At 66.3% G+C, this 10,987-nt stretch carries 12 protein-coding genes; 5 read left to right on the top strand and 7 right to left on the bottom strand.

Annotated elements, in window-relative coordinates; translation table 11 throughout:
* Positions 1-111 precede the first annotated feature (111 nt).
* From D9V29_RS10885 to D9V29_RS10875, 3 genes are all read right to left on the bottom strand, one after another.
* Positions 112-1,113: a sugar phosphate isomerase/epimerase family protein gene (locus D9V29_RS10885; protein ID WP_121673346.1), complete on the bottom strand. Its 1,002-nt coding sequence runs from the start codon at positions 1,111-1,113 to the stop codon at positions 112-114.
* A gap of 48 nt (positions 1,114-1,161) precedes the next feature.
* Entirely contained in the window at positions 1,162-2,313 is a 1,152-nt protein-coding gene (locus D9V29_RS10880) for a Gfo/Idh/MocA family protein (protein WP_121673345.1), read from the bottom strand.
* A 138-nt stretch (positions 2,314-2,451) separates the two neighbouring features.
* Positions 2,452-3,498, bottom strand: a complete 1,047-nt coding sequence (locus tag D9V29_RS10875; protein ID WP_121673344.1) for a substrate-binding domain-containing protein — start codon at positions 3,496-3,498, stop codon at positions 2,452-2,454.
* A 213-nt stretch (positions 3,499-3,711) separates the two neighbouring features.
* Here D9V29_RS10875 and D9V29_RS10870 point away from each other — a divergent pair, with 213 nt between their 5' ends.
* Positions 3,712-5,187: a sugar ABC transporter ATP-binding protein gene (locus D9V29_RS10870; RefSeq protein ID WP_121673356.1), complete on the top strand. Its 1,476-nt coding sequence runs from the start codon at positions 3,712-3,714 to the stop codon at positions 5,185-5,187.
* On the top strand, positions 5,184-6,239 hold the full coding sequence (locus D9V29_RS10865; RefSeq protein ID WP_121673343.1) for an ABC transporter permease: 1,056 nt from the start codon (positions 5,184-5,186) through the stop codon (positions 6,237-6,239). Before D9V29_RS10870 ends, D9V29_RS10865 begins: the two co-directional genes overlap by 4 nt.
* Positions 6,240-6,314: 75 nt before the next feature.
* Here D9V29_RS10865 and D9V29_RS10860 read toward each other — a convergent pair whose 3' ends face one another.
* Entirely contained in the window at positions 6,315-7,040 is a 726-nt protein-coding gene (locus D9V29_RS10860) for an alpha/beta fold hydrolase (protein WP_121673342.1), read from the bottom strand.
* A gap of 120 nt (positions 7,041-7,160) precedes the next feature.
* Here D9V29_RS10860 and D9V29_RS10855 point away from each other — a divergent pair, with 120 nt between their 5' ends.
* Both D9V29_RS10855 and D9V29_RS10850 read left to right on the top strand, forming a co-directional pair.
* A complete protein-coding gene (locus D9V29_RS10855; RefSeq protein ID WP_121673341.1) occupies positions 7,161-7,643 on the top strand; it encodes a glutathione peroxidase in 483 nt (160 codons plus the stop codon).
* A 118-nt stretch (positions 7,644-7,761) separates the two neighbouring features.
* Positions 7,762-8,097, top strand: coding sequence for a TFIIB-type zinc ribbon-containing protein (locus tag D9V29_RS10850; RefSeq protein ID WP_121673340.1), 336 nt, complete (start codon positions 7,762-7,764; stop codon positions 8,095-8,097).
* A gap of 10 nt (positions 8,098-8,107) precedes the next feature.
* Here the strand turns inward: D9V29_RS10850 and D9V29_RS10845 are convergent, their stop codons facing one another.
* From D9V29_RS10845 to D9V29_RS10835, 3 genes are all read right to left on the bottom strand, one after another.
* A complete protein-coding gene (locus tag D9V29_RS10845; protein WP_121673339.1) occupies positions 8,108-8,431 on the bottom strand; it encodes an ArsR/SmtB family transcription factor in 324 nt (107 codons plus the stop codon).
* On the bottom strand, positions 8,431-9,102 hold the full coding sequence (locus D9V29_RS10840; RefSeq protein WP_121673338.1) for an SRPBCC domain-containing protein: 672 nt from the start codon (positions 9,100-9,102) through the stop codon (positions 8,431-8,433). The genes D9V29_RS10845 and D9V29_RS10840 overlap by 1 nt, the downstream gene beginning before the upstream one ends.
* 295 nt (positions 9,103-9,397) lie before the next feature.
* Entirely contained in the window at positions 9,398-10,438 is a 1,041-nt protein-coding gene (locus D9V29_RS10835; RefSeq protein ID WP_121673337.1) for a glutathione S-transferase family protein, read from the bottom strand.
* A 105-nt stretch (positions 10,439-10,543) separates the two neighbouring features.
* Here D9V29_RS10835 and D9V29_RS10830 point away from each other — a divergent pair, with 105 nt between their 5' ends.
* The gene (locus D9V29_RS10830) at positions 10,544-10,912 is read left to right on the top strand and encodes a DUF4180 domain-containing protein (protein ID WP_121673336.1); all 369 of its coding nucleotides are present in this window, start codon (positions 10,544-10,546) and stop codon (positions 10,910-10,912) included.
* Positions 10,913-10,987: the final 75 nt, after the last annotated feature.

The following is a 10,987-nucleotide window of genomic DNA, read 5'->3' as shown; positions in this document are numbered from 1 at the left end:
CCGCCGAACGACTCGACAAACTACTCTTAAACCCACACACAAACACCGGTGTTGCGTGACTACCTAGAATTCGCCCAAACGGGAACAACCCTTCCGGACCGATCGAACGACCTACTTCGTGCTGAACGCCGCGTCGAAGGCGGCATCCGGAGCAGCGAACGCGAACTTGCGCACGAATTCGAGCGCTTCCGGTGCGCCGACGAGACGGTCCATGCCGGCGTCTTCCCACTCCACCGAGAGCGGACCGTCGTAACCGATCGCGTTCATCATGCGGAACGCGTCCTCCCACGGCACGTCACCGTGCCCGGTCGAGATGAAGTCCCAGCCGCGACGCGGGTCTGCCCACGGCAGGTGAGACGAGAGCCGACCGTTGCGGCCGTTGCCGAGTCGCTTCTTCGTGTCCTTGCAGTGCACGTGGTAGATCCGGTCCTGGAAGTCCCAGAGGAACGCGACCGGGTCGATGTCCTGCCACACCATGTGTGACGGGTCCCAGTTGAGGCCGAACGCCTCACGGTGCCCGATCGCCTCGAGTGCCCGGACGGTCGTCCAGTAGTCGTACGCGATCTCGGACGGGTGAACCTCGTGTGCGAACCGCACCCCGACCTCGTCGAACACGTCGAGGATCGGGTTCCAGCGGTCAGCGAAGTCCTGGTAGCCGGCCTCGACCATCGCCTCGGAGGCGGGCGGGAACATCGCGACGTACTTCCAGATCGACGACCCGGTGAACCCGGTCACCGTCTTCACTCCGAGCTTCGCCGCGAGCCGCGCCGTGTTCTTCATCTCCTCGGCCGCGCGCTGCCGAACGCCCTCGGGGTCGCCGTCTCCCCAGACCACGTCGGGGAGGATGTCGCGGTGTCGCTGGTCGATCGGGTCATCGCACACGGCCTGGCCCTTGAGGTGGTTCGAGATCGTGAACACCTTGAGGTTGTACTTCTCGAGCACCGCGAGCTTGCCTGCGACGTACTCTTCGTCATCCCATTGCCACGGATTGAGGTGGTCACCCCAGCAGGCGATCTCGAGCCCGTCGTATCCCCACCCGGAGGCGAGACGCGCAACTTCTTCGAACGGCAGGTCGGCCCACTGGCCGGTGAACAACGTAACTGGTCGTGCCATGAATTACTCCTTGGTCAAGTTCGATTCGAGGAAACGGATGCCGCTGGCTCAGTCGGTGCCGGAGATCGCGGTCCACGCGCTCCCGGACTCAGCGCTGTGCTCGACGGCCTCGAGTACCTGCTGCACCTGCAGACCGTCGGCGAACGACGGCGTCGGCTGGGTGCCGCCCATCACATCCACAACGAAGTCGCGGGCCTGGTGGCTGAAGCCGTGCTCGTACCCGAGCATGTGGCCGGTGGGCCACCACGCCTCCATGTAGGGGTGCTCCGGCTCAGTGACGAGAATGCGCGTGAAGCCCTGCTGACCGGCCGGCGCCGTGGCGTCATAGAAGCCGAGTTCGTTGAGGTTCTCGAGGTCGAACGAAATCGCGCCCTTCGAACCCGAAACCTCGATCCGGAACGCGTTCTTGCGCCCGGTCGACATCCGGGTAGCTTCGAACGAGCCGACCGCCCCCCCGTCGAGCCGCCCGGTGAACAGCGCGAGGTCGTCGACCGTGACGTCGCCCATCTCGTCGGATGCGGTGCCGGAGAGCCCGGATGCCTCGGCGAGGATCGGGCGCTGCTTCACGAAGGTCTCGAGCATGCCGCTCACGCTCGTGAGCTTCTGCCCGGTGATGAACTGGGCGAGGTCGATCGCGTGCGCACCGATGTCGCCGAGCGAGCCGGAGCCCGCGAGGTGCTTCTGCAACCGCCAGGCAAGCGGAACCTCGGGGTCGACGAGCCAGTCCTGCAGGTAGTTGGCGCGCACCTGCCGGATCTCACCGAGCGCACCGGATGCCACGAGGTCGCGCGCGTAGGTCGCTGCCGGCACCCGGCGGTAGGTAAATCCGACCATCGCGTAGACGCCCCTGGCCGCTGCCTTCTCGGCAGCCTCCGCCATCGCGCGCGCTTCTTCGACGGTGTTCGCGAGCGGCTTCTCGCACAGAACGTGCTTGCCGGCCTCGAGCGCCGCGATCGCGATCTCGACGTGTGAGTCACCGGGGGTGACGATGTCGATCACGTCGATGTCGTCGCGAGCGACAGCATCCCGCCAGTCCGTCGCCGTCTCGGCCCAGCCGAACTTCTCCGCGGCTGCCGCGGTGTTCTCGGCGTTGCGGCCGACGATCAGCGTCATCTCCGGCTTCGCCGGCAGGTCGAAGAACCGCGGGGCGACCCTCCAGCCCTGTGAGTGGGCGGCGCCCATGAAGCCGTAGCCGATCATGGCGATGCGAAGTGTGGGGGTGTCTGGCACGTTTCCTCTTTCTGGCGGGGGCCGAAACCCGGGCGATGTTTCAGTTAAGCAGCTGGCGGAAACCAGCAAAAGGGGCGGGATGCTCGTGAGCATCCCGCCCCTTTTCGCCTACGACTCGAAAGCCGACGGCAGGTATTTGTCCACGTTCTCCGAGGTGACGACCGGTGCGTTGAGCACGATCCGGTTCGGAACCTCGATCTCGACGAGGTCGCTCATGGCCTTGCCCTGGGCAACGAGACGAGCGAGACGGATGCCGTCGGCGGCTTGCGTGGACGGGTAGATGACGGTCGCCTGCAGCACGCTGTCACCCGACTCGATCTCCCGCATCGCGTTGGCGGATCCTGCGCCGCCGACCATGAAGAACTCGTCGCGTCCGGCGGCGTCGATGGCGGCGAGGACGCCGACACCCTGGTCGTCGTCGTGGTTCCAGATGGCGTCGATCTGCGGAGCTGCGGAGAGCAACTGCGAGGTCGCTGCCTCGCCACCCTGAATCGTGAAGTCGGCGGCAACGCGGTTCGAGACCTCGAGTCCGCAGTCCGCGAGCGCGTCGTTGAAGCCCTGGGTGCGGTCCTGGGTCAGCGGGAGCGAGTCGATTCCGGCGATTTCGGCCACGACGGCATCCGGGTTGTCGCCGAGCTGTTCGCAAATGTAGGTGCCGGCCGAGACGCCCATGCCGTAGTTGTCACCGAGGATGGTGACGCGGGCGGCGAAGGTGCTCGAGAACTCGCGGTCGACGTTGATCACGGGAATTCCCGCTTCCATGGCCTCGATCGCCACCTCGGTCAGCGCGGCGCCGTCGGTCGGGAGCAACACGATCGCGTCGACCTTGTCGTTGATGAATCCCTCGACCTGGCTGATCTGGAGGTTCGCGTCGTTCGTTCCCTCGGCAACCCTGAGGTCGATGTCGGGGTACTTCTCGGCCTCGGCGATGGCCGCCGAGTTGATGGCGCCGAGCCAGCCGTGGTCGGCGGCGGGGCCGGAGAAGCCGATGACGACGGTGTCACCCTCCGCCTCGTTGTCTTCAGCGGATGCGCCGGTGGGCTCCACATCGGTGCCGGTGTCTCCTCCAGGAGTACAACCGGTCAGAACCAGGGCGGCGGCGAGTGACGCGCCCGCGGCCACGAGCATCCGTCGCCGAGTGCTGGGTGAAAGCATGAATTCCTCCAATAGGTCGTTCGCAAGGTGCCAACGAGGAGGTTCGCGGACCCAGGGTGCTGTTGGATCCTCAAGGACATGTCGACGTTGACTCGGCCACCATAGCAGAAGTAACAACGAAATCGACGGACTTATTCTTGTTCATCGTCATATGTGTGTTAGATTGCGCTCATGATCGATGACGACCATGCGCTGCTGCTCGACGTCCGCGGAATGACGAAGTCGTTCGCCGGCGTGCACGCCCTCAAGGGAGTGGACCTCACCGTTCGTGCCGGAGAAGTGCACTGCGTTCTGGGCCAGAACGGTGCAGGCAAGTCCACCCTGATCAAGACGCTCTCCGGAGTGCACCAGCCCGACGGCGGAGAGATTCTCTGGCAGGGCCAACCGGTCACCATCTCCGACCCCCAGTCCGCGCTCGACCTTGGCATCGCGACGATGTATCAGGAGCTCGATGTCGTCGACGGGCTCACCATCGCGGAGAACATCTTCCTCGGCCACGAACTCTCCCGGGCAGGGGTGCTCCGTGTCGGCGATGCCAACCGGCGCACCCGCGAACTCCTCACCCGGCTCGGGCACGGTGACATCCCGCCGTCGACCGAAGTGGGCCGCCTCTCGGCCGCGACCAAGCAGATCGTCAGCATGGCGCGAGCGCTCTCCCGCGACGCGAAGCTCATCATCATGGACGAGCCGAGCGCTGTGCTCGACTCGGGTGAGGTCGAGAACCTGTTCCGGGTGATTCGGGAGCTGACGAGCTCGGGCATCGCCGTCGTCTACATCTCGCACCGGCTCGAGGAGATCCGCCAGATCGGCGACCGCATCTCCGTCATCAAGGACGGCCGCAGCACCGCGAGCGGGCTCGCCGTCTCCGAGACACCGACGCGCGACCTGATCCGGCTGATGACCGGCCGGGACGTCGAAAACGTCTTCCCGGATGCCGTCCCGGTCCCTTCCAATGCACCCATCCTTCTTGAGGTCAGTTACCTCAACCTGCGCGGGTCGTTCTCCGACGTGAACTTCACCGTGCGTGCCGGTGAGGTCGTCGGCCTGGCCGGCCTGGTCGGCTCCGGTCGATCAGAAATCCTCGAGACGATCTACGGGGCGCGGAAGGCGACATCCGGAACCGTTGCCGTTCAGGGAAGAACCCTTGCGTCCGGATCGGTGCGCGCCGCGGTTGCCGCCGGGATGGGCTTCTCGCCGGAGGAACGCAAGAGCCAGGGCCTGATCCTCGACGAGCCGATCTTCAAGAACGTGACCCTGTCGACCTTCGCGCGCTTCGCTCGCGGCGGGGTCCTCAACGAACGCGCCGAACGGAACGCCGCGCGTGAACAGATTGCCGCCCTGGAGCTCCGGCCGGACGATCCCGACCGACCGGCCCGAACGCTCTCGGGCGGCAACCAGCAGAAGATCCTCCTCGCCCGCTGGCTGGTGCACGGAACACGCGTCCTGCTGCTCGACGAGCCGACGCGTGGCGTGGACGTCGGCGCGCGTGCTGAGATCTATGCCCTCATCCGGCGGCTCGCCGCCGAAGGAACAGCCATCGTCGTGGTCTCGAGCGAGATCGAGGAGGTGCTCGGTCTCGCCGACCGGGTGCTCGTCATCGGCGACGGCGACGTCCTCGCCACGAGAAACGCCGGCGACATCGACGAGTCCGACGTGCTCGACCTGGTCATGAAAGGAAGTGCCGCGTGAGCGAGCAGAAAACCACGATCCTCACGGATGCCGAGCCGCTTCCGGGTGCGTCACAGCAGTCCGATCGGCCCAGCGCCCTGAAGCGCTTCCTCGGCGGGTCGGCCGGCCGTAACCTCGGCCTCGTGATCGCACTGCTGGTGTTGATCATCATCGGAACCGTCACCGCGGGTGACCGGTTCGCCGACATCAACAACGTGCTCACGATCATCCGTTACGCCTCGATCGTCGGTGTGATCTCGATCGGCATGACCTTTGTGATCACCACGGGCGGCATCGACCTGTCGGTGGGATCGGTGATGGGCCTCGCGACCGTCGTCGCGAGTCTCAGTGCCGTGCAGCTGGCGTCGGCGCAATTCTCCTGGCTGCTCATGATCGTGATCGCCCTTCTCGTCGGCGCCGCCGCCGGCTTCGTCAACGGCATGATCATCGCCTACGGCCGGGTGGTCGCGTTCATGGCAACCCTCGCGATGCTCGTCGGCGCACGTGGACTCGCCGAGCTCATCTCTGGCCGGCGGACGCAGATCGTCGCGAACAACGAGTTCCTCGACATCGTGCGTGCAAACGTCCTTGGCGTCCCCGTGCTGATCTGGATCTTCGCCGTGGTCGCCATCGCCGGCTGGTTCCTGCTGAACCGTACGACGTTCGGCAGACGCACGGTCGCGATCGGTGGCAACGCCGAAGCATCCCGCCTCGCCGGCATCAACGTCAAACGCCACCTCGTCTACGTCTACACGCTCTCCGGCCTGACCGCCGGAATCGCCGCGGTCATGATGCTCGGGCGCACAACGGCGGGAACGTCGACGCACGGCACGCTCGTGGAGCTGGATGTCATCGCCGCGGTCGTCGTCGGTGGCACGCTGCTCAGCGGTGGTCGCGGAACGATCGTGGGCACCGTCCTCGGCGTGCTGATCTTCGCGACGCTCATCAACGTGTTCACGCAGAACAACCTCGACACGTCGGTGCAGGCCATCGCGAAGGGTCTCATCATCGTGGTCGCCGTCCTGCTGCAGCAGCGGTTCGCGACGCGGGGTCCGTCGTCGGGTCGCAAGTAGCGGCATCCGCTTCGCGAGTTGCCCACCTTGGCGGGTGCGGAGCGCCGTGCACCCGCGAGAGTGGGCAACTCGCGGTCAGGCGGGCGCGCCCGTCGCCTCGCGGTAACCCTCGAGCAGGGCCTCGGTGAACTGCACCGGTCGCACCACGCTCACCATGTGGCTCGCACCGGGGATCGTCACGAGCCGGGCGTTGCGCGTTGCAGCAAGGTAGCGACGGGCGTGCGCACGCACGTGGTCGAGCTTGCCGTTGACGAAGAGCACGGGCTCCTCGATCTCGCGGAGGCGCTCGACGGGACGCAGCGTCAGCAGTGACAGCAGCACGTCGTCCATGACCTCGAGGGCAACTCCCCCGGCGATCACGTCGGTCGCGCCGGGCTCGGGCACGAGCAGGCGCACCGCGAAGTCGTTGAGCGCCCGGCCGCGATCCGGAAATCTGTGGATCACCTTCGCGATCCCCCGCCAGGTGTGCATCACGACCGGGTGCGGCACGGTCGCGCACGCCGCGGCGAGCAAACCGGCGACCCGGCCGGGGTTGCGTGCGACCCATTCGATCGCGAGGTATCCACCGAGTGAGAATCCGACCAGATACGGCTTCGAACCGGATGCTTCCGCTCGCGTCACCGCATCGTCGATCGACGTCAGTGCGGCATCGAGCGTGAAACGCTCCTCGAGCCTGCGGCCGTGACCGGGCAGGTCGATGGCATCCGCCGGGATTCCGAGCCGCGTGAGCTCCTGGACCTGCGCCCGGAACAGGGTCGCGGAGGTACGGAGGCCGTGCACGAGGATGACGGGAGCTGGCATCCCCTCATCCTAGATTCGCCCGACGCCCAGCCCACGCCGGAGATGGGGTGGCGGGACACGCGAAACGGGAGAGTGCAAGTTTGCGGCGGCCGCACAGCATCCGTCGATAGTGTCGCGACCATGAGCCTTCGCGACATTCCTTTGACCACGATTTCCGGATCCACCACGACCCTCGCCGAGCACCAGGACAAAGTGGTCCTCGTCGTCAACGTCGCATCGAAGTGTGGGCTCGCGCCGCAGTACGACACCCTCGAGGCGATGTACCAGAAGTACCGCGACCGCGGTTTCATCGTGCTCGGTTTTCCGAGCAACCAGTTCTTCCAGGAGCCGGGCGAGGGCGAGTCGATCGAAGAGACCTGCCGCATCAACCACGGCGTGACCTTCCCGCTGTTCGAGAAGACCAAGGTCAACGGCAAGAACGCTCACCCGCTCTACGACGAACTGACCAAGACCCCGGATGCCGGTGGCAAGGCGGGCAAGATCAAATGGAACTTCGAAAAGTTCGTGATCACGCCAGACGATGAGGTGCACCGGTTCCGGCCGACCACCGTTCCGGATGCCCCCGAGGTCATTTCGGTCATCGAGGGCGCGCTCAGGAACTAGCGCTTGTGTGCCGGCGCGGGACGGCGGCGGTGTCCCGACCCTGCCCGACGTGAATTCTCAGGCTCAGCGGGAGCGGCTTGCCTAGGATGATCCGGCAACCGTCGTCTTGGAGGACAACATGAAGTGCCCGACTGACTCAACCACCCTCGTCATGAGCGAACGCAGCGGCGTCGAGATCGACTACTGCCCCGAATGCCGTGGCGTGTGGCTCGACCGCGGGGAGCTCGACAAGATCATCGAGCGCGCCGAGAACGACCTGGCCAAGAACGCACCCGCCGCTCCGATGGTCCCCCCGGCAGCGCAGCAGCGGGCACCCCAGTACGGCGAGCGTCCGTCCTGGAACTGGAACGACGGCGACCGGGATCGGGACGATGACGACGATCGCCGATACAACAATCGCGACGGATACCGCAGGAACAAGAAGGAAAGCTGGATCGCCGACCTGTTCGGCTGATCGGCGCCAGTCAGCCCGAGCGCTTGCCGCGCATCAGCTCCGTGCCGAGGGCGTCGAGGCGCTGCGTCCAGAAGCCACGGAAGTGGGCCAGCCACTCATCAACCTCCTGCAGCGGTTCGGCCTCGACGGCGTAGATCCGCCGACGGCCCTCGCTGCGGGAGGTCGCGAACCCGCTCTCGCGCAGTACTTTGAGGTGCTGCGAGACAGCGGGCTGGCTGATCCCGAACTCGTCAGCGATCGCGTCGACGATCGAGCCGGCGGGCAGCTCGCCCCCGGCGAGGAGTTCCAGGATCCGGCGCCGAACAGGATCCCCGAGGATGTCGAAGGCGTGCACTAGGCGTCCGGGCCCGATTCCACTCCCATGTACGCGGCGAGGCAGCGCGCGGCCGCCGCCGTGGCATCCGCTTCGCTTTCACCGGCGTCGATGTTGGCTTCGCGCCATCCGTCGTTGCTGCGGGTCATGAATCGGATGCCGTCTTCCGACTCCATCCACGCGGCCGCCTCTTCGGGTTTCAGGCTCGCGCCCGAGCCGAGGTGGAGGGTGAGGCCGAGGAGGATGGAATCCCAGCCGATTCCCACGGCGCTCGGGCCGAACATCTTCCAGTCCTCGTCGCTGACGTGGGCGACGTGCTCGATCTCGACGGTGGTCTCGTTCTCTCCGCCGCTCGTGAGCGTCGCGGTGACCCAGCTGACGTCGCCGCCGAATTCCCACGTGATGTGGATGCGGTCGGACTCGGCACATTCGAGCACTTCACCGCCGGCGTTGCCTTCGATCTGGTAGCGGCCGCCGAGCCGGAAGTCGCCCGAGATCGGGCCGAGCCAGCGCGAGATGCGGTCCTGGGTGGTGATGGCGTTCCAGACCTCCGCCTGCGCAGACGGGTAGGTCTGGGTGAGCATCACGACGCGCGCGTCGTCGCCGCCGACCTCGCGCTTGCTGACGGTGCGGTGGACCGCCGGAATTTGGGCGTCGGTGACTGCGTGGAGTTGTGTGATGTTGGTGTCCATGGCCCTAACATATCAGCGCGTACTTATAGATGCAAGGGTTCGTGCGCCGGTTCACTCACTCCGGACGAATACACCCGGCGTACCGAGTGGATCCGTCCGCAACGGGTGAAAACGCGGCACAGCGGGGCCCGACACGCGAACGGATGCCGCTCCGCACGCGACGCGACGGCATCCGCCCCACGCGCACGAATTCACTCACTGCGGACGGATACACTCGGCGTACCGAGTGAACCCGTCCGCAACGAGTGAAAACGCGGCACAGGACCGCGACCGGCAGGCGCCGTCCCGCCGCGATCTACTCGGCGCCGTGCCCGGCAGGCACGCGCTCCGACTCGAGCGGCGGACCCGGCGGGGTGCCCTCACCAAAGGGACGACCACCGAGCGACTCGCGGCCGTGCTCGGTGAGCCAGCCGGAGGCATCCGGACCGGCGGGAACGATCCCGGTCGGATTGATGTCGGAGTGCACGATGTAATAGTGCTGCTTGATCTGCACGAAGTCGGTCGTGTCGCCGAAGCCCGGCGTCTGGAACAGGTCGCGCGCGTATGCCCAGAGCACCGGCATCTCGGTGAGCTTGTTGCGATTGCACTTGAAGTGCCCGTGGTAGACCGCGTCGAAGCGGGCGAGGGTCGTGAAGAGGCGGATGTCCGCCTCGGTGATCGTGTCACCCACGAGGTAGCGCTGGGTGGTCAGCCGCTCCTCGAGCCAGTCGAGCCGGTCGAACAGGCGGGTGTACGCCTTCTCGTACGACTCCTGGGACCCAGCGAACCCTGCGCGGTACACGCCATTGTTCACGTCGCGGAAGATCAGGTCGTTGACCTCATCGATCTCGGCCCTGAGGTGCTCCGGGTAGAGGTCGGGGGCGCCGTCTCGGTGGTGCTCGGTCCACTCGGTCTCGAAATCCAGCGTGATCTGAGGGAAGTTATTGGTGACCACCTTCCCGGATGCCACCTCCACGACAGCGGGAACGGTGATGCCCCGCGGGTAGTCCGCGAAACGGCGGAAGTACGCATCCTGCAGGTGGTGGATCCCGAGCACGGGGTCAACCCCGCCCTCGTCGAGGTCGAAGGTCCAGCTGCGGGCGTCATGGGTGGGACCGGGCATGCCGAGCGAGATGGCATCCTCGAGTCCGAGCAGCCGGCGGACGATCGCCGTGCGGTTCGCCCAGGGGCACGCGCGCGCCGCGACGAGGCGATACCGGCCGGCTTCGACGGGCCAGCCGTCGCGGCCATCGCGCGTGATGCGGTCCTCGATGTAGTTCGTGTCGCGGGTGTATTCCTCGCCCGGTTCGACGTAGCTTCCTGGCGTGCTCTGCTCGGTGGCGGATTCCGTGGTCATAGGCCCAGCCTAGGCAGCCGACCTGTGCACAGGCCCGGGCTTGCGGTTCGGGCCTGCCGGCGTAACACGGGTGCGGCCGCGGTCGCGCGGCTCTAGCCTGTCGCCATGGAAGCTCTCGATTTCACCGGCACCCGCGTGCTGCTCCTCGACGGAGACGGCCCGCTCATCGCGCGACCCGATCAGGCGAACGACCTCATCGGGGATGCCTGGGGGCACGAAGCAACGGTTGTCGCGATCCCTGCCTCCCGCCTCGATGCGGGGTTCTTCCGCCTGAGCTCCGGGCTCGCCGGTGAGGTTGCACAGAAGCTCGTGAACTACCGGATCACCCTCGCGATCCTCGGCGACATCGCCGCTCACGTCGAGGCAAGTGGTGCCCTGCGGGACTTCGTCTGGGAGTCGAACCGCGGCGACCACGTGTGGTTCCTCGCGGATCGGGCCGAACTGGAGGCACGGCTGGAGCGGCGGGCGCCCTGAACGCTAGGCCGCGAACTTTTCGGGCGGTGAATCGTGGGGTCCGTCCGCGTATAGACGATGGACCCCACGATTTAC

The sequence above is a fragment of the Mycetocola manganoxydans genome (assembly GCF_003667545.1).
GTDB lineage: Bacteria > Actinomycetota > Actinomycetes > Actinomycetales > Microbacteriaceae > Mycetocola_A > Mycetocola_A manganoxydans.
This window is presented reverse-complemented; position numbering and strand designations above follow the sequence as displayed.

What these genes read in the sequence shown, in the direction of transcription:
- D9V29_RS10885 (WP_121673346.1), bottom strand. Translation starts at nt 1,113, where the DNA reads ATGGCACGACCAGTTACGTTGTTCACCGGCCAGTGGGCCGACCTGCCG.
- D9V29_RS10880 (WP_121673345.1), bottom strand. Translation starts at nt 2,313, where the DNA reads ATGATCGGCTACGGCTTCATGGGCGCCGCCCACTCACAGGGCTGGAGG.
- D9V29_RS10875 (WP_121673344.1), bottom strand. Translation starts at nt 3,498, where the DNA reads ATGCTTTCACCCAGCACTCGGCGACGGATGCTCGTGGCCGCGGGCGCG.
- D9V29_RS10870 (WP_121673356.1), top strand. Translation starts at nt 3,712, where the DNA reads ATGACGAAGTCGTTCGCCGGCGTGCACGCCCTCAAGGGAGTGGACCTC.
- D9V29_RS10860 (WP_121673342.1), bottom strand. Translation starts at nt 7,040, where the DNA reads ATGCCAGCTCCCGTCATCCTCGTGCACGGCCTCCGTACCTCCGCGACC.
- D9V29_RS10855 (WP_121673341.1), top strand. Translation starts at nt 7,161, where the DNA reads ATGAGCCTTCGCGACATTCCTTTGACCACGATTTCCGGATCCACCACG.
- D9V29_RS10850 (WP_121673340.1), top strand. Translation starts at nt 7,762, where the DNA reads ATGAAGTGCCCGACTGACTCAACCACCCTCGTCATGAGCGAACGCAGC.
- D9V29_RS10840 (WP_121673338.1), bottom strand. Translation starts at nt 9,102, where the DNA reads ATGGACACCAACATCACACAACTCCACGCAGTCACCGACGCCCAAATT.
- D9V29_RS10835 (WP_121673337.1), bottom strand. Translation starts at nt 10,438, where the DNA reads ATGACCACGGAATCCGCCACCGAGCAGAGCACGCCAGGAAGCTACGTC.
- D9V29_RS10830 (WP_121673336.1), top strand. Translation starts at nt 10,544, where the DNA reads ATGGAAGCTCTCGATTTCACCGGCACCCGCGTGCTGCTCCTCGACGGA.